Source organism: Peribacillus acanthi, assembly GCF_003073175.1.
GTDB lineage: Bacteria > Bacillota > Bacilli > Bacillales > DSM-1321 > Bacillus_BN > Bacillus_BN acanthi.
In genome coordinates, this window is the sequence record NZ_QBBX01000003.1 from 202,669 (window position 1) to 222,507 (window position 19,839).

Genomic DNA, 19,839 nt, shown 5'->3' on the forward strand with positions numbered 1-19,839 from the left:
AAGTATGAGCCTGTGAGTGTGACAGAAGAACTGGAATACTGGAATGAAATCGAATCAAAGAGAATGTAAGAGGGTGGTGTAAATGGCTAAGTATGAAGAGTGGCTAACCGATGAAGGGTTACTGCTTATTGAAGGTTGGGCGAGAGATGGTCTTACAGATGAACAGATAGCTCATAACATCGGCATACAGCGACCTACCTTGTATGATTGGAAGAAGAAGTATTCTGACATATCAAACGCCTTAAAAAAAGGTAAAGAGGTAATAGACCGCCAAGTAGAGAATGCATTGCTTAAACGAGCTCTAGGGTATTCATATGAAGAGGTAATATATGAAGAAGGGGTAGAGACTAGACGAGTGGTTAAAGAAGTCCACCCGGACACGACTGCTCAAATATTCTGGTTAAAGAATCGTAAACCTTCTGAATGGAGAGATAAGCAGAGTATTGAACACAGTGGCTCTATCTCTTATGAAAAGTTGTTAGATGACCTATGAGTGCGATAGATAAGATTAAAGCCATCTTAAAAGACTCACAAAAGTACATGGAATCCCTGTTGAAGATTCGTACTAAACGAGGGGATTTAGTCAAGTTCAAACTCAACTCTTCTCAAAAACGGTTGAATGATAAAATCAATGAGCTTCAAGCGATGGGTAAACCTGTCCGTATTATCATATTGAAAGCTCGTCAGATGGGATTTTCTACTCTAACAGAGGGACGGATATTCCACAAGACAGCTACAACTAAACTAACCAACAGTTTTATTATTGCTCACAAGGAAGAAGCTTCTACAAACCTTTTTTCTATGTCTAAGCTATTTTATGAAGAATTGCCTTTACCACTAAGACCGATGAAGAAGGCTTCTAATGCAAAGGAATTAATCTTTGAGAATCCTACTCCTGATCTAAACGAGAAACAAACCAATCCAGGATTAAGAAGTAAGATTAAGATTGATACTGCAAAGAACTTGGATGCAGGGCGTTCATCTACGATTCATAACCTTCACGCATCAGAGGTAGCTTTCTGGGATAATGCGGACACCGTTATGTTAGGTCTTATGCAAGCAGTACCGAACACACCAAATACGATGGCTATTATTGAAAGTACAGCGAATGGGGTAGGTGGTTACTTCTACGATATGTGGCAGAAAGCCAAGCGAGGGGAGAATGACTTCATTCCTCTCTTTTTTGCGTGGTATGAACACGATGAATATCAAATGGAAGTGCCGAGTGGATTCACACTAACGGATGAAGAACAAGAATTAAAAGAGCTTTATCATTTAAAAGATGAACAAATTGTTTGGAGAAGATGGGCCATCCGTAATAACTGTGGTGGTGATGTCGAGAAATTCAAACAAGAATATCCTTCTCATGATGAAGAAGCGTTCCTTACTTCCGGTAGACCACGCTTTGATGTGCAAACTCTCCATAAATGGTATGCGAAAGCTGTACCAGGTGAAAGAGGATACATCGAGCATAAGAAATGGGTACCGGATGATAAAGGGTATTTAGAAATATGGGAGCAACCACAGCCGAACAGATGGTATGTCATTGGTGCCGATACATCAGAAGGTAAGGTTAATGGTGACTATTCGACTGCTACGGTATGGGATATTAAAACCTATAAACAAGTAGCGAAATGGCATGGACATATTGATCCTGACTTATTCGGTGATGAACTATCTAAACTAGGTTACTACTACAATACAGCCTTAATCGCACCAGAAAAGAATAATCACGGATTCACTACGATTAATAAGCTAAAGAATCTTAACTATCCGAATGTATTCCAAATGGAACGATATGACGAAACAAGCGATAAGACGACTAAAGAGCTTGGATTCTTAACCAATCGTAAAACCAAGCCATTAATCATTGATAACATGGCAAGGATGATCAGAGAAAGCTTGATTGAAACCAAAGATAAAGACCTAATAAGCGAGTGTATCACCTATATTCGAGAAGATGATGGGGGTACGAACGCACAGGAAGGGTGTCATGATGATTTAGTAATGGCTTCAGCTATTGCTCTATTTGTGATGTCTAATTATGTTGGGGAGTATTATGAGTATTTCGAGAATACCACCTTTACCCCTAACAAAGATAAACACCTTCCATTTGCTTTACAGGATGATATAGATACTACAATCAATTGGAATGACTTGTGAGGTGAAACCATTGGCAGAAAAAGACCAATATAAACGAATCGTCATGCACTTTCGAGAATCCCTTTCAGCATTAGCACCATTAAGGGAGGAAATGAGGGAGTATGACGATTTTTATTTAGCAAAGCATTGGAATAAGGAACGTCCATCTTGGCGACCAGATCCCGTTGTCAACTATGTGTCGTACATTGTAGACCAGAAAGCGCCACAGCTTACGAACCAAAGGCCGAGTGGATTAATCTTACCGACTGCCCAAGATGATGAAGAAGCAGCGAAGATATTCACACAGGTAACGGATGTAGTGGCTGAACGTGTGGACTTGGATGATAAAGTCGACCAAGTAGTAAGAACAGGGTTATTGTTCGGTACTGGATGGTTTAAGGTGTATTGGGATAACAGCATTACAGGTGGGAGCCAAGAGAAGGGGAATCTATTTGTTGGGGATATAGCTGTCAGTGTTCCAGATCCGAGTAATATTTTTACCGATCCTCAAGCTACTTGCGTAGAGGAACAGCGTTACATGATCTATGCGGTACCTAAAACGATTTCATGGATTGAAAAGAAGTTCAATACGAAGGTCGACCCTGACCAAGCATTTGAAACCGAGCTATACGACAGGCCAACTAATAACTCTCGTAAAGATTCCGTTATGTTCTATGAATATTGGTACAAGGATAAAGACAAGATCAATGTTATGTATGCTGCAGGCGGTAAGATTCTGAAGGATATCAAAGAAGTTTACAAGCATGGTAGATATCCATTTGTACCATTTGTAGCGAAGAAGAATCGCAAATCCATTTGGGGCATTGGGGAGCCTAAGAACATCATAGCGAATCAGAAGCTATTGAATAAGTTAATGGAGTTGCCGACAACCAACGCATTGTTACATGCTAATCCAATCACATTAATAGACCCATCAAGCGGTCTAAATGCAAAGCAGTGGCAGAATAAGCCAGGTATTGTTTCTTATGCTAAAAATGCAAAGGATGCAGTTCATATTGTTACGCCACCACCATTAAGTAATGATTTATATAAATTAGCAGACCTTCTACAAACGTTCATTGAACGTATAGGGGGCGTATATGACAGTATGACAGGAGAAACACCTAATGGGGTGACTGCTGCTACTGCTATACAACTATTACAGGAACAAGGCTCTATTCCGATTAAGGGAATTGCTCGTAACCTGTATCAATCCGTGAAAGATGTGTATGAGCTCATGATTGAACTAATCAAAGAGAACTACACCGAAACCCGTTACATTCGTGTCATGGATGAAGATGGAACATTTGAATTTAAAGAGTTCAACGCCATTGAGTTTGCAGAAGTAGATTTTGATGTGAAGGTTTCTGCTGGTGCATCTACCCCTACAAGTAAGGCTTATATTGCTCAACTAGGTTCAGAACTATTTGATAAAGGAATCTTGCTACCATCTGAATACGTAGAGATGCAAGAAGGGTTGCCGAATAAGGATAGAATCGTGGCGAGGTTACGTGAACAAGAAGGTATGGCGCAACAACAACCGCCACCAGGTCAACCGATGGGAGCTCCGCCAATGGGCGCACCTATGCCTATGGAGCAACCGCCAATGATGCCACCACAACCGCCAATGAATTTGGATATGATCATGCAACAAGCACCTCCAGAGATTCAACATGAAGTACAACTCATGCTACAACAGGGAATGAGCGAGGAACAAATATTACAAACAATTTTAGGACCTCAACAATAGGTCTTTTTATTATGAGGAGGAAAAGGATATGTTGCAAAAAGGAATAGGGGTACCCACACCAATGAATTGCCCAATAGAGGCAGGAGAAAGCAAACCTTTAATTGTGAGAGTTGAACAACTTCACAGAAACGCTCAAAAAGTTCTAGACAAAGCGGAAAAGATTTTCGGTGAATTATATAGTGTTCGTAAAACGGAGGGATCCGATTGTTGCGAACCTAGCCCGAGCCTGAATTTAGATTCTACAATTAATGATACAAGCTATGTCTTATCCGTTCTGGATTCCTGTTTGTCAGAAATACTTTATCGATTAAATGGTGAATAATAATAGGATTTTTGGAGGGAAAGTAAAATGAAAAAATATATCGGATTTAAATTAATTCAAGCTGAGCCTATGAGTTTAGGCGACTATAACACTTTTCGAGGATGGAAAATTCCGAGTGATGAAGATCCTATGAAAGAAGGATATAAAATTCTTTATCCAGACGGTTATGTAAGTTGGTCGCCAAATGAGGTATTTGAAACTTCATATATGCAAATTGGGGATAACAATTCTATCACTCAACAAAACGTTGATTCATTCATTAAAGAAGTTAGTGTTAATACTCTTGGAGAAAAAACTACAGTCGTAAGAGCTACACTTGTTAATGGTTTTGAAATTGTTGAGTCATCGTCTTGTGTAGATCCTGCTAACTATTGTGAGAAGATGGGCGCAGAAATTTGTTTAAACCGTATCAAAAATAAAATTTGGGAGTTGTTAGGGTTTTTACTCCAAACTGCCAATAAAGGAATTAATTAACGGGCTAGGGATGAGACTTCCTTAGCCTATTTTTATACCAATTTATCAGCCTACCATAGCTGAAAGGAGTTTTAAGAATGAAATCACTCGCCAACCATAGCGATCTATTAAAGTTAGATTTACAGTTTTTTAGTGAGGAATTACCACCAGAGCCAATTGAACCGTCTGACCCAATCGAACCACCAACAGACCCTATTGAGCCTGTAGAACCAATTGACCCATCCCCACCAGAGGATGATGATTTCTTTGAAGTGAAATACAACAAAGAAAATGTTCGTATTAAGCGTGATGAAGCACCTTCTTACATTCAAAAGGGCTTGAATTACGATAAAGTGCAACAACGTGCTACCGAATATGAGCAACGATTGCAAGAAATCGCTTCTCTTACAGGCTATCAAAGTGTTGAAGATCTCTTTCAAGCTACTGCTAAAGTCAAAAGGCAGGAAGAAATTGCTCGACAAGCACAAGAATTTGGAGTTGAAAAGGAGTTTTACGAAGAAAAGCTTCAGCCTTTCAACCAAAAACTATCGTCATTAGAACAAGAACTACAAACATATAAACAGCGTGAAATTGCGAGCCAAGTAGAAAGAGAAGTCAATGACTTGCGTACGAAGTATGAAGATTTCTCTCAATACGAACCGCAAATATTCGAGTTAGCCATTCAAAATGGTTACAAATTAGAAGATGCTTACAAGCTCGTAAGCTATGAAGATCGCTTTAACAATCTAGGCAAGCAAAAGGAACAAGAGGTATTAGCAAGGGTTACGGGTAGGGGAGAAAAGCAAGTACTTGCAGGCAATGGACAACCCTCTAATATCAACTTTGATCCATCTAACATGAGTTTAAAAGAAATTGAAGAGCTTTCTACTCGTGTTCAGCGAGGGGAAAGAATCACATTTTAGGAGATGATACACTATGGCAGTACACACTACTGGAACAGCTGGCTTATCGCCAACTATGCAAACGTATTATGATAAAAAATTACTTTCTCGATTATTACCGGAACTATTTCACTTGAAATTTGCTCAAAAACGACCACTACCTAAGAATGGTGGTAAGACTATTAATTTCCGTCAATTCACAGCTTTAACGCCTGCGACTACACCATTGACTGAAGGGGTTAAGCCAGCAGGGAATGCGTTGAACATGACTCAAAAGACAGGTACAGTCAATCAATATGGTGATTATGTCGAAGTTTCTGACGTACTAGACCTTACTGCTATTGATCCAGTCTTAGATGAAACATCGGACCTATTAGGAGAGCAAGCAGCACAAACATTAGATATCATTGCTCGTGATATCCTGGTAGCGGGCACTTCAGTCCAATATGCGAATGGTCGTGTTTCTCGTGTGACAGTTGCAGCAGGGGATAACCTAACAGTTGCTGAAATCCGCAAAGCAAAACGTACACTAAAGCGTGCGAATGTGAAACCTTTAGAGGGTGGCGATTATGTCGCTATCGTAGAGCCAGGTGCAGTATATGACCTTCAATCCGATACGAAATGGGAAGAAGTGTCCAAGTATGCTGGCGGAAAACAAATCTTTGATGGTGAAGTGGGGCGTTTATATGGCGTTCGTTTCATCGAAACATCCTTTGCTAAGAAGTTTACAGGCGCAGGAGCTGCAGGGGTAGATGTATACGCTACACTTGTATTCGGTAAAGACTTCTATGGAATGGTCGATATTGCAAGTTCTGGTTCCGTACAAAACATTATCAAGCCACATGGTTCAGCAGGAACAGCCGATCCATTAGACCAAATTGCGACCTCGGGTTACACCCTAGCTGCTTAAATCCAGCCCGAGTAAAACCCGTTCTAATTGACTTGGAGTTCCTGAGAAGGATAACAGGGGGCAAGCAGGGAAACCGTGCAGCCTGAGAGACTAAATGAATGGGCTACTGAAATTCAGTAGATGCGATAGTCCGACCTCCCGCAATAATCGAATCATGAAACGGGAGAGGCAGACAGAAATGATCTGCCCGCCTAATGTTTGAAAACCACTTTATATTTCATAGAACTTGGAACGTATGGGGAAATAATTTCTCTTAGTCTCCTAGATGATGAACGATGTAGTCTGATGTTGAATTGATTTCTGCTTTTAATATGGTCAATGGCAGTAGATAAACCCCAACGGTCTTGAAACCAATCTTTCATAAGAATGTGTTCGTTGTAAGTAAAACCGTTTGTACAAAAAGTCATTGTTCCATATCTCTTGTTAAGAGAACCGTCATCCATAAACCAAACAGCTAATGCTAATTCATCGACTTGTTTTAACCATTCTTCGGAAATTGTTTTAATCTCATTCGGATAAAACTTTGTTCTCAATTCGGTTAAATAAGGATGGGTAACGGTGTTGATAGTAAAAAACGGAGCATGATTATGAACCGATTCTTTTTTTGCATGATAAGGTTTGTCGGAAATAATGAAATGACCAAACTTTTCTTTTTTCCATAATAAATAATCATATTGCTTTTCTCCGTGCCCCATTACTAGACAACATGTACCACTTCTATTAGGGCGTAAATATCCATCGCCTAATAAAGTTCCGATAATAATAGATTGTTGTTCTTTGGTAAATGGAATTTCTCTTAATTCGGCATTAGGGCGCAGATCAAATTCAATACCATATTCTCTACAGTAGGCATATACATTAGACCAACCTCCTTCGGAATATCCGAGTGATTGAGCTATTTGATTAATGTTTAACTTTTGGTTAAAGATTAAATCTACTAATTGCTCTTTGGATGGTTTGATAAACTTACGTCTTGGTGGCAAATCCCAAATTTTTGCCCATTTCCGTAAGAATCTGCTGTCTGTATATCCGTATTTCTCGGCAATTTGTTGCCAACTTAAATCGGATAATACATCTTCCATCAATTGTTCTTTAGTGGGTTTCTTCATACAATCACTCCTTTTCTACAATTTAGTTGCAAATTGATTGTATGGTTCTATTATATCACATTAGGTTATCAAGTAACAGCAGGTGGAAAGCACTATTCACAGTGGTACGCCTTGAAGAACTAGCTTGCGTTCGTATCGAGCATACAGTTTCCGGTTAATGAGTGAGGGGGGAGAGCAATCTCCCTCCTTTTTATTATGATTAAAAATTGAAAGGATGAATGAACATGGCAAAAGAAAAAGCAATTTTAAACGATGGTGAAATGGATAAAATCACAGATGAAACAGGGAAATTGTTAGCGGCACAACCAAAAGTGCGTATCAAGTTACCGTTGAGTGCTGAAATGAAACAAAAGCTAGAAGCACAAGAAAAGGCTGGAAAAAATGTAGAATGGCCTTTCCATCCTGTACAAGTTAATGGCTATATCTATCAAATTCAATTAGGTAAAACGGTAGAAGTACCTGAAACGGTAGCTGATATTTTAGAACAAGCAGGGCTTATATAGTTCCTGCTCTTTTTTTATTTAGGGGGTGAGTAGATGAAGCTCTCACAGTTGATCCAAGAAGTAAGCAAAGACATCGATGATACATTATCCAATGCAGATATAACTGGTTGGTTGAATCGAGCGATTGACGATTTAACACCGTATGCCAAGCATAAGAAGATAGCCACGATTCAAACCGTCATTGACCAGAAAAATTATGAGTTACCCTCTGACTTTCGAAACCTTGAACACTTGTTTGATGAAGGAATAAAGCGTGAATTGGCACTCTTGCCGATGGATGACACCTACAACAGAGGCTATAAGAAATGGGGCAATACGTTGATTCTTCAACCTGTACCAAAAGAAGCAGGAGAATTAACGCTCTATTATCATGCCAAGTTGCCACGTTTAGTCAATCCAGATGATGAACCTGTCATTCCAAGCGAGTATCACGATCTATTAGTCTTGTATGCAGTCGCTAAAGCGAAGTATCAAGATGAAGAGGAATCCATGCAAGCCATTGCCATGAATGAGTATTACGCAAGGCGTGAGCAGTTCATCACCTTCAGCCAAACAGGTGAGATTTATCAAATCCAAGATGTGTACTGGTAGGTGAGATAGATGGCGAAAAAATATCTCTTTACCTTACGAGATTTCTCAAAAGGGCAGAATGATAAGGATGCTCCGAACATCATCGAAAACAATGCACTCGTAGAAGCGAAGAATGCCATCATAGGACGTGGATATGTCTCTAAGAGGTTTGGGTATAAGAAGTATTCTAATCTGTTACCAAAGCCTATCAACAATATGTATACGCTTCATAAGAAGGATGGAACAAAAGAGTTTCTATCTGTATCGGATAAGAAGCTGTATAAGGATACTGCAGGCACTCTGACAGCTATTCCATTTAACGTGATTACCGCCTTATCAAGCGATAACACGCAGATTATCAGTTACAAGGATAAAGATGTGAAGGATATAGTCTTAATCGCTGACGGTGGCAAATTGAAGGCCTATGACGGTACAAATATATCGGAAGTAACACCTCATACTGCAACTACTGAACAACAAACTGATCCTGGTTTAAATGATTTGGCTAACCTAACGAAATTTAGAGCGTTGGCTATCAAGAAAGACCGTATCTTTGCTGCAGCTCATCCAGACGTAAAGAATCGTTTAAGTTTCTGTCATCATGACCCAAAAATTGGATATGCGACCTATAACTATTTCCCTGCTACCTTCTTTATTGACTTTGCCACTACGGATAATGATGAAATTATGCAATTAGAAGTGTTTAGGGATGCCTTAGTCGTATTATGCAAACGGTCTATTTGGATACTATACGGTGATGGCCGGGCGATTACGGACTATGAGATGTACCAAATCAACGTGCCTACAGGGTGTATTGCTCCTAATAGCGTACAAATTGTAGGAAATGACCTGTTTTATCTTTCTGATGACCATGTTTACAGGATGTATGCGACTGATAAAAACTTTATATCTGCGAAGGTAGTGAGTGAGAATGTAGAAAACACACTCAAAAAGATATCGAGAGCAGATAAAGAGAAAGCTGTCGGTACATTCTTTAAAGATAGATACTATTTATCCTTTCCAGATGGCACAACGCTTGTTTATGACACGTTATTGGATGGATGGACAGTCTGGACGAATATCAAAGCAAACTCCTTCTTGAATCGAGATGGGGTTTTATTTTTTGGCTCAAACAGTGGATATGTCTATCAATTTGATGAAACCATCTTCAATGATGATGGAGTTCCAATTGAGTTCAAGATGATGACAAAGAATTTTGACTTTGATTACGATGTCCAGGATAAGAAATTCAAAAAGCTTTGGACGGTAGCGCAACAGTATGACGTGAAATCCTCCACCTTCAATGTGAAAGCTCAAATTGATTACCTCATTCGGGATATAGTCGATGTATCTACGGATCAATCCTTTATATGGGGCGAAGCAGTGTGGGGTCAAATGCATTGGGGTTATAAGGAAGTCGTACAGAATGAGTTACGCATCCAATTACGAGGTAAACATCTACAATTAATTTTTACTAATGACAAACTCGATGAACCATTTATGTTATATGGGTTTGCGCTTCAATATAAATTGAAAAAGCCATAAAGGGGTGATAACGTGGCTCAATTACAAAGACAGTATGATTTTCAAGATGGACAAAAGGCTCCTGCTCAACAGATGGATGATGAGCTCAACAACCTAGTCAATGGTCACAATGTTTTAGATGCGGATGTAGTCAATCACAAGGCTAAAGGAGTTGACCCAACATCTTCTGACTCAACCAGAGATAAACATGTCAGCAATAACGATTTAAAAAACTTACAAGACCAAATAACAACAAAAGGCAATGAAATCAACCAATTAAAAGGTAGTGGTGGGGCTAGTGAAATTGGAACTAATCCAATTACAGGGATATCTTCGGCAAATGTTCAAGTCACGTTGGAATCATTAAACGACAAAATCAATCAGACGGTACTGGGACAGATTCCTGATGGTTCGATTACAAGTACGAAATTAGCTTTTGATCCACAAAAAATCACCGACACTGTAACAAATGCAAAATTCAAGTTTGGGATAGAAAACGGCAAGTTGTTTATAGAGGAGGTCTTATAAGATGGCAATCGGAGACAAAATGTATTTGGGTTATCCGAGCTTCGACAATCATTGTCATTATAATCAAAGTATTGGAACTGCGGAAGTCGTTATTACTCTACCTTTTCAAGTAACCAATTTTAAATATATCAGTAATGACGATCCGACCAATGATTTAATCATAGCCTTTAATACAGGGACTACCGCAGATAGTGGGAGTGGCCTGAATGGGGTTATTACTTTAAAGGGCGGAGAAACCTTATCCGACTTTAATAAAAAGGCTACAGTCATAAAATTTAAACGGACAGCAGGAACAGGTAATGTCCGAGTGTTGGGGGTGTAGCGAATGGGGTTGAGTAAACCTTCAGGTGGTGGAATTCCTAAGTATTTACCTAAGAGTAAAGTGGGGACTGTTAATACTATAGCAAGTACCCCAACTATAATTCTTGATGTGGTAGGCAAGGGAGCATTAGACCAAGTTATTTTTCGTTTAGCGGGGCACACTTCTGAACAAAGAATAAATATCATAATTGACGGAGTTTCTGTTTATCATTCTCGCACCATTCTTAACCAACCAGTTATAGGGTTAGTTGATGAAACGTTTGTAAAATCTACTTATTCTGCTTCTACATGGACTAGCGGAGTCCCTAGTTTTCTTGGGACGGATTATAGACAACAAAATATTAAAAAAGTTGACCTCCCTATGATTGCGGCTGTCAATATGTCTGCTGATGTGTATTCTATTCCGTGTCCACTTATTTTTAATCAATCTTTGAGAATTGAATACACCAATTTATGGGTAGGTGCTGACCAAGCTATAGATACGGCTATAGTTTACAGATTGGAGGTCTAATATGTCTATTAAAAGACAAACAGAAGAAGGGAACTATATTATTACTGAATATGATAATGGAACTATTGAAAAAGTAGTTAAAATGAATCCTCCAATTTTTGAGGAGATTTTAAAATCCCCTTCATTAGAAGACCGTCTAACAGCATTAGAAGAAGCAACCAATATTTTACTAGGTTTATAGGAGGTACTACCATGAGTAGACTATACAATTTTATTTTAAATCAATGGATCATGGGAAAAGACGAAACTTATGTTCAAAACGCTTTAGCAAAGGGGTACATTACCCAAGAGGAAGCTGTTACGATTTTAGCCACTCCACAAGCGGTCTAACATAAATTTATTAAGGGTGAGGGATGATTCCTCACTCTTTTTTTATATAAAGGGGTGAATATATGGCCACAATGAATGACTTTATCCGAAACGAAGTAATTCGAAAAGCCAAAGCAGGAGAAAAAATGGATTCAACCACTCCTGAAAAACAAGCGTTGTATGACCAATACGCTAAAGCAGCGCCCAAGCCTGTAACGACTAAACCTGTGGTGACTCCGCCAAGCACACCAACGTATAAGGCACCTACCTATACAAAGCCTGTGGTATCACAACCAACACCAACTTCTCAACCTAAGCAAGCGAATGCTTCAGCAGGATATGGATATGGCGTAGGGTTCGGTAATGCAGGTCAGCCAAAAGGGTACACAGATAGGAATGAGGAAATTAATCGTACAGAATCCGTTATTCAGAATCGTGTCAACTCAGGGATGGATTTAACGCATCAATTGAGTCACTATAAAAACCTTACAGGGAAGGATTATGTTATTCCTCAAAAATCGAACGGAACGCAAAACCCGTCAACATGGACACCGCCTAATCTAGCACCTAAAGCGGATAACCCTGTATCGAATTATCATACATGGGTAAAAGACCCAGGTTCAGATATTCATCGATATGTGAATGATGAACAGGAATTACGATCCATCAATCCTTTGTATGATGTGAATAATCAACGTCAAGGCTCCATCCTAGATGCATTAAAAACAGGCAACTGGCAAGGATACGATAATTTCCAAGCAAAACAGGCTCCTATGCATTACAACACAGGGGCTGATGGAAATGCTGTTAAGAATAAAGATTATTACAAACAGTATATTGAATCCACTATGGATGCCATTAAAGAAGCGAAAACACCACAGGAAAAAGCAAGTTGGGAAAACCGATTAAAAGAATGGGTGACAGACTTTAACAATGCACCGGTAGGAGCTTCTGGTGGAATCCCATACATTGTAGGCATGAATGGTGTGGGCCAAAGTAATAACTACGGAATCCCACAAGCAAGCGATTCTTGGATGAATTCTAACTACAACAATCCGAATGTATGGACCAATGGATATGAACAACCTCGTATGTGGTACGACAACCCTGTATTCCAAGACAATCCAGAGTTAGGCATGAGGGTGTTGGATGCACAGGAACAATTTTTACAAGGGGATGCATTAGCTGCAGCTCGTAACATTAACGATCCGTATCTTGCAGCATTGATGAACTATGCCCAAGGTGGAGGTCAATACCAAACTGCCAATGCACCTCAAAGCGGTGGAGGTACAGGAACACCTACAGGAAATGCGCCAACAGGAGGAACTGGAACCGCACCATCAAGCGGAGGATTCCCTACAAGCTCACCTTCTGGTGGATTCTCTTATCAAGATGCATTGAAACAAGTTCAAGGCCAAGTAGACCCACTCTATCAACGTGCAGTCGAAGCGTTAAAAGGGCAGAAGTATCAGAATGAATTGGATGCTTCACAGGTCGCTTCAGCTCGTGGATTATCTCACAGTGGATTAGCTGCTGACCAACTGAATAAGATTGCCATAGCGACACAAGGCAACTTAGCCGATATGGAAGCCGAACGTGCTGCCAAGATTTCTCAACTAGCCCAAGCGGTGTTAGAACGTCAACAAGACGTAGATTTCAGAAACAAACAATTTGATTGGTCCGTATTTACAGATGGACGTAATTTCGACTACCAAAAAGGCAGAGACGGTGTGATGGATGGAAGATGGCAATCAGAGTTCGAATATGGAAAGAATAGAGATTCAATAAACGATCAATGGAGAAACAAAGAGTGGGACTATCAAACAGGGCGTGATGCCATTGATGATGCGAGATACGCAGATGAAACCAAATACAAACGTGATTATCAATCTAATCGTGACGCAATTGACGATTACTGGAGAAAACGAGAGTACGATGCTTCAAGATATGACCGAGCGAAAGATGTGGAATGGAGAAAGATTACATTCAACAATATGTCAGCTTCTGATAAAGCACAAATGGATTGGACGATTAAAAAGTATGGCGAAGATAAAGCATGGGATTTATTCGCTCTTGAATACCAAGGCGAGTTAGCCAAAGGTCAAAGCCAAGCCGAATTAGACTACTACAAATCGGGTTTTAATGGGGTAGGGGAAGGTGGTGGGTACAAGAACAACTACAAAACCACAGGTCAATCAGGAAAAAGTTCATCGTTCAAAACCTATCAAACTCATTTGAATGAAGCGATTAAACTAGGTGTTCCTTCATCATGGGCTACTTCTCTTACTGAATTAGTAGGTCGTGAATCCTCATGGAATCCAAAAGCGGATAATCCGAAAAGTACAGCCTACGGATATGGACAATTCATTAAAGATACTCGTGCCGCATATGAGAAAAAGACAGGTTTAGATTATGACAATCCTGTTCATCAGTTAGTGATGATGGCACAGTATGTCAAAGATAAATATAAAACTCCAGATAAAGCTCTTGCCTTTTGGGATGCTAATCATTGGTATTGATTTCCCAATGATGCTGCCATAAAATATCGTGGAGAAAAAGCGAAATTAAACGATGTATGAGGGAAGTAGTTTATTCTACTTCTCTTTTTAATTTAAAAAGGCGGTGAATATTTTGCCTTCCAAATTTGATAAAGATAAATACAAGAAAACCTTTGACCAAAGATTTGGTGCCGGAGCGTATGACTCTGGCCTTTCTTCTGCTCGTAGTATAGGTAAAACAAAGGCAGATGCGGAAATTGCAAAGGAAGAATACAAAGTCCGCAAGAAAGCCATTGAGAAAGCAGAAAAAGAAGCAAAGAAACTTGCGGAAGAAGAAGCTCTATACGGAACAAGCAAGAAAACCTTTGAAGCCAAATTAAAGGCTAGAGGGGAAATCACGAAACAACAAGAGAAAGTCCATGCACAAGGTCGTGGCGGTCATTTACCAACTCGTGAGAATCAGATGAAAGAACGTAAGAAGATTGAAGCGGGGAAAAAGACACCTGAATATGCAATGGCTGAATCGAAGCGACAAGCGAATAAGGCGAAGGAAAAGGAACAGGAGAAAAAGAAATCCCCTGGCTTTTTAGACAAGCTGAAAAAATCTGAAATAGGTAGAGCAGCGAAAGCGGCAGAGGATTTCTTCAATCCTTTTGATAAAATCAGTGCCAAAGATGCGGTGAATACCTATTTAAAAGGGGAACGTTCCAATACTGCCAAAGAAGTGAGTCGTGGAGCCAATCGTTTTGTAGATTCTACCACTTTAGGAATCATGAGCAACCTTGATAAAAAGGTGAATGACCGTACTCCTTCCTATACCTCTGAACGTAAGATAGGCGAGGGTGGAGGAAAGGATATGATTTCCTCTGGTTTAGGGTATATCATTCCGGGTATTGGTGCAGTCAAAGGAGTTAAAGCAGTCGGATTAGGAGCCAAACAAGGCACAAAAGGATTATCCAAACTCGCTCAGATCGGTAAAGAAGGTGCCATTGTCGGTGGTGCTATGGGTGCTGCTGAAGTGGGGATTCGTGAAGGGTTAAATCCAGACGATTACAATTGGAAACAAAACGCTGCTCATGTTGGAATCGGTGTAGGGGCTGGAGCAGTCGCAGATCCTTTGTTACATGGATTAGGAAGTGTGGCTTCTAAGCAGTGGGGGAAGTTGGCTAAAGGGGATGTTCCTACTTACACAGGTAAGCCGAGCGAAAGTGCTTTAAACAAACTTAAACCTAAGTCTAATCCTACTCAACCAAGCAACATGACTGATGATTTCTATAATCGAATGATGAGTATATCTAAACCAAAACCAGAGCCAGAAGTGGCGGCTACTCGATTATCAGAACCAATTACACCTAACCCTCAACCTTCTTTAAACCGATTAAGAGTAGGCAGAGATTATGAACCTATTGAATCCTTAGCAAATGGTGAGCCACCATTAATAAAAGTCGCTAACGCAAACGCTAAGCCTGTACCGAAGGGTTATGACAGTGTGCAACACATTGACAATCTAATCAGTCGTGAAGTAAAACCTACGCCTAAATTATCAATCGGACAACGTGTGAAGGGGTTTGGAGATCGAACCTACTATAATATGTTTGATGATGTTTATGGATTGGCTCGATTGGATAAAGCGAAAGGGAAAAATGTTCGTGATTCAGACAGTGCGATTGCTACAGCTCACCGTTCAAGGGGTGCCAGTGCAAAGGCTCAACAGGAGTTAGAACGTGGATTCTTTGATGCCAATGGCGTAAAGGTAGGTAATAGCTTTACCGATATCCTTCAACAGTCTAAAGATCCTGACAAACTAGAAACCTATCTAGTGGCAAAAGGGATATTAGATTATGACGCTAGGGGTATGGTCGCTTTAAAAACAGATGGATTAAACCAATTAGAATTATCCAATGTTGCCACTAAACAAATGGAGTTAGAAAACCCTAACATTGTTCAAGAAGCAGAGGAATTCTATGCTTATTTGAAAAATCAACGAAATATCCTAAAAGAAGGTGGGATATTTAACGATGCTCAAATCAAACAAATGGAAGAAAATAACCCTAATTATGTTCCAATGGAACGTGTCATGGATGAAGGGATTGAAAACTTCACTCCTGGCAAAGAAGGATTAAGAAAACGCTTCGCTAATGTAGGAAACCCTGTCAAAAAACGTACAGGCAGTGAACGTCAAATCATTTCACCATTTGAAACAACGGTTAAACGTCAATACGTTTATAACAACATGGCTGAACGAAATAAGGCAGGGATGGCAGTATTAAATCACTTACGAGATATGCCGGAAGATAATATATTCGGGAATATTATCGAAATGGAAGAAAACGCAGCTCTCAAAGTAATGAAAGATGCGGATAATATCGCCAATGCAACAGATAATGAGATCCCTGAAAAGATTAATGAGTTGTTCCGTGCAAAAGAAGGGGATAACAATATTATTTATGTCTATGAAAATGGGAATAAATATAAAATCCAGGTCAAAGACAAAATGTTATTCGATAGCATGATGGCATTGGATACCAAAGCTCTTCCTGCGTGGATGAATATTATTAATATGCCTGTTCGAATGTTAAGAGCTGGAATCACCTTATCCCCAGACTTTGCTCTTAGAAACTTCCTTCGTGATCAATTAACAACCGGTGTTACTTCTCAAAAGGGCTATATACCGTTTTACGATGCTGTTTTAGGGGCTTCTGAAATAATAAAGGGTAGGAAAGGCAATAGTGAGTTAATTAACGCATATACTCGTAACGGAGGGAATATAAGCGTATTACACAATATTGACCGAGCTAACACTTTAAAAACCATCCGTGAATTAAAGGGAAATGTACCTGTGATGGAGAAGTTAAAGAAGTTAGCTAAAGATCCTTCTTTATTACTAGAACCATTGCGAAAAGTTGGGGAATTTTCGGAAATGATGACTCGTATTGGTCACATGAAAAGAGCAGTTAAAAAAGGTGAAACAATGGAACAAGCTGCTTACGATGCTCGTTCTACGATGGATTTTAACAGAGCGGGTGCGTGGGGTAGACAAATCAACCAAATGACAGCGTTTTTTAATGCATCTTTACAAGGTTTGGATGTATTGGCTCGCTCATTCAAAGACCAACCTGTAAAAACAGCAAGAAACTTAGGTTTATATGTTGTCGCTCCAACAGTAGCATTGTATCATGTGAACAAAGATCAACAATGGTTTAAAGATTTACCCGAAGAAGAACGAGATAAAAACTGGTTTATTAATACTGGAGAAGAAATCATTAAACTCCCTAAACCATTTGAAGCGGGTATCTTATTTGGTGCAAGTGTAGAGAGAGGTCTTGATAAATTTTACAACAATGAGGGTGGTGAATTTGACGGATTTATCGAAGAGGTAGCAAAGACATTTGTTCCTGAATTAATTCCTACTGCTGTTAAGCCATTGTTAGAAGTGTATACCAACAAGAATTTCTTTACAGGGAATGCTATTGATTCGATGGCTGATGAAATGCTTCCGGCTAAAGATCGTTACAACGCTTATAATTCTCAATTTGCCATTAAAACAGCCGACCTTTATTCTAGGGTTAATCCTAATACAGAAATCTCACCTAAAGACATTGATCAGTTAGTGAGAGGGTATACAGGCACTTTAGGAACATCAGTTAATGAGGGGATTGATGCCCTTATAGGTAGATTGAATCCTAATATCCCTGAAAGACCAGATAGAGGGAATCAGACTACTCCTTTCATACGTTCATTAGTTGTTAGAAATCTTGAAGGGAATAACAAACCTACTAACGATTTCTATGAAAGATTCGAAAAGCTAAGAAGTATGAAAAAGACGCAAGGAGAACAATTCCAACTTGCTGGTGAAAAAGCTGTTGTAGAGAAAACGTACAAAGCTATTAGTGATCTTCAGAAAGAGAAAAAAGACATTTTAAACAGCACAACGTTAGATGGTGAAACCAAAGCACAACTAATCAAGGATTTAAACGAACAAATTACCGAAATGGCAAGAAGTGTGAACATGTTATCAACCGGAGAGTGACTTTATGAAGTTAATTAAAGGGATTGGAAACCTTTTTAGTGATGGGTTTTTGATGATTGTGGGATTGATAGTAATAATTGGAGCATTAATCGTCTTCGATTATGTTCATTATTACGTTATCGTTCCAATTATCCTTATAGGCTTTGTAATTGTTGGGTTCATTTGGATGTATTGGTTTATAAGATGGATCGTAAGAACAATCAAAGCAACTTATTTAGAATCAAAAGACAGGAAAGCCGACTCTTAATGGGTTGGCTTTTTTATTTGGGGGAATGAAAATGGATTTACAAATTGTACACAGCTACCTATTCGGAAACGTAAAATTCTTAGACTTATTACTCCTGGCGATGGCGATTGATATCTTCACAGGTGTCATCAAGGCATGGAAAGAAAAGAAACTAAGAAGTCGAAATGCGTACTTCGGCTATGTTCGGAAGATTGCCGTGTTTGGGATTATCATTGCAGCCAATATCGTGGATGTTATCTTGCAATTAAACGGTGCTATCGCCTTATCCACCGTGATTTTTTACCTTGTAAATGAAATACTATCCATCACGGAAAACGCTGCTCAAATCGGCATTAAAGTGCCTAAAATCATCACAGATAAACTACAGGTCATTCAGGAGGAGGAAAAAGATGAAAATCGAAAAGAGTAACTTATCCTTTCGTGAACCTCTCACTCCAATCAAGAAAGTGGACAAGCTAGTCCTACATCATCCTGCACACAAAACATGGGGGATAGAGGATATCCACGAATACCACAAAAACACGAAGCGATGGAATGGGATAGGGTATAACTATTTCATTACCTTTGATGGGCGAATCATTGAGGGTAGAGGGAAAAACATAGGTGCTCATTGTTCTGGCCATAATGACCACACATTAGGCATCTGCTTCCAAGGAAACTTTGACGAGCAAGAAATGACAGCCGAACAAATTCAAGCCGGTGGATGGCTCATTTCTCAACTTGTGAAAGATTACGGTTTAACCCTAAATGATGTGATCAGACATAAAGACTTAGCGAAAACCTCATGCCCAGGTAAAAACTTTAAATTAGAAGATGTTCGCAATGCTGCCTTAGAGGTCATCAATCCTAAAGTCAAAACAGCCACAGTAGAAAAGAAGTATCGCTTATTCACAGGAACCTTCAGCGATAAAGAAACAGCCGAGAAAATGGCTGTAGAGCTAAAACAAAAGTATGGCTGGACCATTTATATTAGAGAAGAATAAGAAATGCCCTCCTAATTTGGAGGGTTTTTTTCTGTTTCATATAGATCATCGACTTTACACCCTAATAATTCAGCTAACTTAAATAATTCCGGTGCAGAAGGGTGTGTTTTCCCTGTACACCAATTCGATAACGTATTCCTTGAAACGTTCAATTCTTTTTGTATGTATTCCCTTTTAAAAGGAGATCCCTTAATCATTTTCCCTATATTAGACTTCATGTTTATCAC

At 39.4% G+C, this 19,839-nt stretch carries 22 protein-coding genes; 20 read left to right on the forward strand and 2 right to left on the reverse strand.

The window, feature by feature from the left end; translation table 11 throughout:
• Positions 1 to 82: 82 nt before the first annotated feature.
• From DBX25_RS04305 to DBX25_RS04340, 7 genes are all read left to right on the forward strand, one after another.
• Complete coding sequence (locus tag DBX25_RS04305) at positions 83 to 493, forward strand: transposase (protein WP_108669542.1); 411 nt, start codon at positions 83 to 85, stop codon at positions 491 to 493.
• The gene (locus DBX25_RS04310) at positions 490 to 2,163 is read left to right on the forward strand and encodes a terminase large subunit (protein WP_108669543.1); all 1,674 of its coding nucleotides are present in this window, start codon (positions 490 to 492) and stop codon (positions 2,161 to 2,163) included. The genes DBX25_RS04305 and DBX25_RS04310 overlap by 4 nt, the downstream gene beginning before the upstream one ends.
• 10 nt (positions 2,164 to 2,173) lie before the next feature.
• Complete coding sequence (locus DBX25_RS04315) at positions 2,174 to 3,892, forward strand: portal protein (RefSeq protein ID WP_157950881.1); 1,719 nt, start codon at positions 2,174 to 2,176, stop codon at positions 3,890 to 3,892.
• Positions 3,893 to 3,920: 28 nt separating this feature from the next.
• Complete coding sequence (locus DBX25_RS04320; protein WP_108669545.1) at positions 3,921 to 4,214, forward strand: hypothetical protein; 294 nt, start codon at positions 3,921 to 3,923, stop codon at positions 4,212 to 4,214.
• Between the two features lie 27 nt (positions 4,215 to 4,241).
• Entirely contained in the window at positions 4,242 to 4,688 is a 447-nt protein-coding gene (locus tag DBX25_RS21145; RefSeq protein ID WP_108669546.1) for a Gp49 family protein, read from the forward strand.
• 77 nt (positions 4,689 to 4,765) lie between these two features.
• The gene (locus tag DBX25_RS04335; protein WP_157950883.1) at positions 4,766 to 5,590 is read left to right on the forward strand and encodes a P-loop NTPase family protein; all 825 of its coding nucleotides are present in this window, start codon (positions 4,766 to 4,768) and stop codon (positions 5,588 to 5,590) included.
• A 13-nt stretch (positions 5,591 to 5,603) separates the two neighbouring features.
• On the forward strand, positions 5,604 to 6,479 hold the full coding sequence (locus DBX25_RS04340; protein WP_108669549.1) for a N4-gp56 family major capsid protein: 876 nt from the start codon (positions 5,604 to 5,606) through the stop codon (positions 6,477 to 6,479).
• A gap of 191 nt (positions 6,480 to 6,670) precedes the next feature.
• Here the strand turns inward: DBX25_RS04340 and DBX25_RS04345 are convergent, their stop codons facing one another.
• Positions 6,671 to 7,588, reverse strand: coding sequence for a hypothetical protein (locus tag DBX25_RS04345; RefSeq protein ID WP_108669550.1), 918 nt, complete (start codon positions 7,586 to 7,588; stop codon positions 6,671 to 6,673).
• 224 nt (positions 7,589 to 7,812) lie between these two features.
• On the opposite strand from DBX25_RS04345, the gene DBX25_RS04350 reads away from it, so the two are divergent.
• The 13 genes from DBX25_RS04350 (at position 7,813) to DBX25_RS04405 (ending at position 19,612) form a co-directional block, all read left to right on the forward strand.
• Positions 7,813 to 8,091: a hypothetical protein gene (locus DBX25_RS04350; protein ID WP_108669551.1), complete on the forward strand. Its 279-nt coding sequence runs from the start codon at positions 7,813 to 7,815 to the stop codon at positions 8,089 to 8,091.
• A 33-nt stretch (positions 8,092 to 8,124) separates the two neighbouring features.
• Positions 8,125 to 8,682, forward strand: coding sequence for a phage adaptor protein (locus DBX25_RS04355; RefSeq protein ID WP_108669552.1), 558 nt, complete (start codon positions 8,125 to 8,127; stop codon positions 8,680 to 8,682).
• 9 nt (positions 8,683 to 8,691) lie between these two features.
• Complete coding sequence (locus DBX25_RS04360; protein WP_108669553.1) at positions 8,692 to 10,206, forward strand: hypothetical protein; 1,515 nt, start codon at positions 8,692 to 8,694, stop codon at positions 10,204 to 10,206.
• A 12-nt stretch (positions 10,207 to 10,218) separates the two neighbouring features.
• Positions 10,219 to 10,713 carry a hypothetical protein gene (locus tag DBX25_RS04365; protein ID WP_108669554.1) on the forward strand — a complete coding sequence of 165 codons (495 nt, stop codon included), beginning with the start codon at positions 10,219 to 10,221 and terminating at the stop codon, positions 10,711 to 10,713.
• A 1-nt stretch (position 10,714) separates the two neighbouring features.
• Entirely contained in the window at positions 10,715 to 11,035 is a 321-nt protein-coding gene (locus DBX25_RS04370) for a hypothetical protein (protein WP_108669555.1), read from the forward strand.
• 3 nt (positions 11,036 to 11,038) lie between these two features.
• Entirely contained in the window at positions 11,039 to 11,545 is a 507-nt protein-coding gene (locus tag DBX25_RS04375) for a hypothetical protein (RefSeq protein ID WP_108669556.1), read from the forward strand.
• 1 nt (position 11,546) lies between these two features.
• The gene (locus tag DBX25_RS04380) at positions 11,547 to 11,726 is read left to right on the forward strand and encodes a hypothetical protein (RefSeq protein WP_108669557.1); all 180 of its coding nucleotides are present in this window, start codon (positions 11,547 to 11,549) and stop codon (positions 11,724 to 11,726) included.
• Positions 11,727 to 11,737: 11 nt separating this feature from the next.
• Positions 11,738 to 11,875 carry a hypothetical protein gene (locus tag DBX25_RS20795; RefSeq protein WP_170110116.1) on the forward strand — a complete coding sequence of 46 codons (138 nt, stop codon included), beginning with the start codon at positions 11,738 to 11,740 and terminating at the stop codon, positions 11,873 to 11,875.
• Positions 11,876 to 11,937: 62 nt separating this feature from the next.
• Entirely contained in the window at positions 11,938 to 14,373 is a 2,436-nt protein-coding gene (locus DBX25_RS04385) for an aggregation-promoting factor C-terminal-like domain-containing protein (protein WP_108669558.1), read from the forward strand.
• Between the two features lie 112 nt (positions 14,374 to 14,485).
• The gene (locus tag DBX25_RS04390) at positions 14,486 to 18,382 is read left to right on the forward strand and encodes an LPD38 domain-containing protein (RefSeq protein WP_108669559.1); all 3,897 of its coding nucleotides are present in this window, start codon (positions 14,486 to 14,488) and stop codon (positions 18,380 to 18,382) included.
• A 4-nt stretch (positions 18,383 to 18,386) separates the two neighbouring features.
• Entirely contained in the window at positions 18,387 to 18,629 is a 243-nt protein-coding gene (locus DBX25_RS04395) for a hypothetical protein (RefSeq protein ID WP_108669560.1), read from the forward strand.
• A gap of 31 nt (positions 18,630 to 18,660) precedes the next feature.
• On the forward strand, positions 18,661 to 19,038 hold the full coding sequence (locus DBX25_RS04400) for a phage holin family protein (protein WP_420812908.1): 378 nt from the start codon (positions 18,661 to 18,663) through the stop codon (positions 19,036 to 19,038).
• Positions 19,019 to 19,612: a peptidoglycan recognition protein family protein gene (locus tag DBX25_RS04405; protein WP_108669562.1), complete on the forward strand. Its 594-nt coding sequence runs from the start codon at positions 19,019 to 19,021 to the stop codon at positions 19,610 to 19,612. The genes DBX25_RS04400 and DBX25_RS04405 overlap by 20 nt, the downstream gene beginning before the upstream one ends.
• Positions 19,613 to 19,623: 11 nt before the next feature.
• Here DBX25_RS04405 and DBX25_RS04410 read toward each other — a convergent pair whose 3' ends face one another.
• Entirely contained in the window at positions 19,624 to 19,830 is a 207-nt protein-coding gene (locus DBX25_RS04410; RefSeq protein ID WP_108669563.1) for a helix-turn-helix transcriptional regulator, read from the reverse strand.
• Positions 19,831 to 19,839: the final 9 nt, after the last annotated feature.

Bases quoted from the DNA above. Each gene is read 5' to 3' on its own strand.
- DBX25_RS04305 (WP_108669542.1), top strand. From the start codon at position 83: ATGGCTAAGTATGAAGAGTGGCTAACCGATGAAGGGTTACTGCTTATT.
- DBX25_RS04310 (WP_108669543.1), top strand. From the start codon at position 490: ATGAGTGCGATAGATAAGATTAAAGCCATCTTAAAAGACTCACAAAAG.
- DBX25_RS04320 (WP_108669545.1), top strand. From the start codon at position 3,921: ATGTTGCAAAAAGGAATAGGGGTACCCACACCAATGAATTGCCCAATA.
- DBX25_RS21145 (WP_108669546.1), top strand. From the start codon at position 4,242: ATGAAAAAATATATCGGATTTAAATTAATTCAAGCTGAGCCTATGAGT.
- DBX25_RS04335 (WP_157950883.1), top strand. From the start codon at position 4,766: ATGAAATCACTCGCCAACCATAGCGATCTATTAAAGTTAGATTTACAG.
- DBX25_RS04340 (WP_108669549.1), top strand. From the start codon at position 5,604: ATGGCAGTACACACTACTGGAACAGCTGGCTTATCGCCAACTATGCAA.
- DBX25_RS04345 (WP_108669550.1), bottom strand. From the start codon at position 7,588: ATGAAGAAACCCACTAAAGAACAATTGATGGAAGATGTATTATCCGAT.
- DBX25_RS04350 (WP_108669551.1), top strand. From the start codon at position 7,813: ATGGCAAAAGAAAAAGCAATTTTAAACGATGGTGAAATGGATAAAATC.
- DBX25_RS04355 (WP_108669552.1), top strand. From the start codon at position 8,125: ATGAAGCTCTCACAGTTGATCCAAGAAGTAAGCAAAGACATCGATGAT.
- DBX25_RS04360 (WP_108669553.1), top strand. From the start codon at position 8,692: ATGGCGAAAAAATATCTCTTTACCTTACGAGATTTCTCAAAAGGGCAG.
- DBX25_RS04370 (WP_108669555.1), top strand. From the start codon at position 10,715: ATGGCAATCGGAGACAAAATGTATTTGGGTTATCCGAGCTTCGACAAT.
- DBX25_RS04375 (WP_108669556.1), top strand. From the start codon at position 11,039: ATGGGGTTGAGTAAACCTTCAGGTGGTGGAATTCCTAAGTATTTACCT.
- DBX25_RS04380 (WP_108669557.1), top strand. From the start codon at position 11,547: ATGTCTATTAAAAGACAAACAGAAGAAGGGAACTATATTATTACTGAA.
- DBX25_RS20795 (WP_170110116.1), top strand. From the start codon at position 11,738: ATGAGTAGACTATACAATTTTATTTTAAATCAATGGATCATGGGAAAA.
- DBX25_RS04385 (WP_108669558.1), top strand. From the start codon at position 11,938: ATGGCCACAATGAATGACTTTATCCGAAACGAAGTAATTCGAAAAGCC.
- DBX25_RS04395 (WP_108669560.1), top strand. From the start codon at position 18,387: ATGAAGTTAATTAAAGGGATTGGAAACCTTTTTAGTGATGGGTTTTTG.
- DBX25_RS04400 (WP_420812908.1), top strand. From the start codon at position 18,661: ATGGATTTACAAATTGTACACAGCTACCTATTCGGAAACGTAAAATTC.
- DBX25_RS04405 (WP_108669562.1), top strand. From the start codon at position 19,019: ATGAAAATCGAAAAGAGTAACTTATCCTTTCGTGAACCTCTCACTCCA.
- DBX25_RS04410 (WP_108669563.1), bottom strand. From the start codon at position 19,830: ATGAAGTCTAATATAGGGAAAATGATTAAGGGATCTCCTTTTAAAAGG.